General features: G+C 28.9%; 2 protein-coding genes. Both read right to left on the reverse strand.

All coding sequences use genetic code 11. The annotated features are described in order from the left end of the window. Nucleotides 1-389: 389 nt before the first annotated feature. Entirely contained in the window at nucleotides 390-758 is a 369-nt protein-coding gene (locus tag BUB51_RS12480; RefSeq protein WP_073198165.1) for a DUF5412 domain-containing protein, read from the reverse strand. A gap of 489 nt (nucleotides 759-1,247) precedes the next feature. Continuing rightward, nucleotides 1,248-1,919: a deoxyribose-phosphate aldolase gene (gene deoC / locus BUB51_RS12485; RefSeq protein WP_073198166.1), complete on the reverse strand. Its 672-nt coding sequence runs from the start codon at nucleotides 1,917-1,919 to the stop codon at nucleotides 1,248-1,250. Between the last annotated feature and the right edge of the window lie 118 nt (nucleotides 1,920-2,037).

Here is a 2,037-nt window from a genome sequence, read left to right on the forward strand (position 1 = left end):
TTTTTTTTAGTTATGATTAGTATTCCTAGGATTTAGATGTCTGATTTTTCTACTTTATGGAAGCTAACTCTTTATTTCTTGTAAAGTGGTGTTATATTTTTGAATTAACATATGTTATATTTAAGCGTTCTTACTCATGACTAGAGTCACGAGTGTGCGGACGCTTTTCATCAAATTTACCCCCAGAATATCTATTTTATTGAATTTTGCATATCTATAATAATAGTCCTATCAAATCACCACTTGTAATCAACATTAAATCATTTATGTCAGTTACCTTAATTGAATGACTTCAAATAATACATTAATACTTGATAAAGTTACTTATATTGGATATTTAAATAAAATAACTTTTTTCATTGTCCCTTAAAAATTTTATCGATATGGAATTACTCTCCTCTTCTGAAATCAAACGTCTCATTTGGTAAGTCTAGTTCATGTCCATTTATTATAACCGTATCATTATCAACCCATTCAATTTTAACACTATCCTCACGATAGCCCCAATAAATATTTTTCGGTTTCTTTGATTTCTTATTAAAATTCAACTCTCCTCTAATAGCAAAAGAAGTAGTTGCTCCACCGTTGCATAAGTATACTTTTATTGTATAATTCCCATCTCCAGATGTAGATTCTGTTAAAAATTCTCCTTTAGGTAACCTACTCATATCAAAAAAGGCCCAATAAACTCCATATGATAATAATGCAACTAATATAAAAATAATGAATATAGCTCTCTTTAGAAATATTTTCTTCAAGTTGTTCCATCCTCCCTATTTAAAACTATACTAAAAACAATTAAATTCCATAATTAATATCATACAAATTTATTATTTAGAATATATTTCAATCTCACTACCGTAATTCTTTTTAACAAATACTTTTCCGTTGTCATAATAAAAACTATTTACCTTGCATCTGCCATTTATATAGTATTGAAAAGCATTGTTTGATTAGAATAAACCTTTCTCTATCCTTAAAGTTGCATAATCTAATGAAGATACTTTAAAAAAACTCGCAATTTTCTTAAAAAATATATTATAATTCTTGTTATCCATTAAATATCTTTTAATTTCTCCATTTAATAACAAATTCCTCTATAAACAATCTATTTTTTTCTCATTAATTTTATTTTAATAAAACCAAAATACAAAAACATAAGATTTATTTTTTATAAATGAAAAAAGGATAGACTAGTAAATACTACTATCTATCCTCATGTTTCTATTTAACTTATCATTTTATTTTTAATATCCACTACCTTCAGCCTTTGTACCTTCTACTATAGCTACAGATGAGCTTGCTCCGATTCTTGTAGCTCCAGCTTCTATCATAGCTTTTGCCGTTTCTAAATCTCTAACTCCACCTGAAGCCTTAACTCCCATTTCTTCTCCAACAGTTTCTCTCATAAGTCTTACATCTTCTACTGTAGCTCCTCCTGTACTAAATCCAGTTGAAGTCTTAACAAAATCTGCACCGGCTTCTTTAGCCAATTTGCATGCCATAACTTTTTCTTCTTCAGTCAAAAGACATGTCTCTATTATTACTTTAACTATAGCTTTCTCTTTAGCTGCATCTACAACGGCCTTTATATCTTCTCTAACAACATCATATTCCTTATCTTTTAGTGCACCTATATTAATAACCATATCCAATTCATCTGCACCATCTTTTATAGCTTGACTAGCTTCAAATGCTTTTACTTCTTTTGTATTACTTCCAAGAGGAAAACCAATAACCGATGTTACTTTAACTTCACTACCTTTTAAAAGTTCTTTTACATACTTTACATAATACGGATTAACACATACTGAAGCAAAACCATACTTTTTCGCTTCCTCACATACTTTTTTTACTTTATCCTTTGTTGTGTCAGGCTTAAGTATTGTATGATCTATCATTGATGCTATATTTTTCATTTATTCATCCTCCTATACTATTTACGTAGTGTCAAAAGTTTAGAGCAAATTTGACACCCAAACATTGAAATTTGAATAATATATAGGTTTGGTTGTCTCCCCCCTCTTTGGATATACT

The sequence above is a fragment of the Caloranaerobacter azorensis DSM 13643 genome (assembly GCF_900129995.1).
Lineage (GTDB): Bacteria > Bacillota > Clostridia > Tissierellales > Thermohalobacteraceae > Caloranaerobacter > Caloranaerobacter azorensis.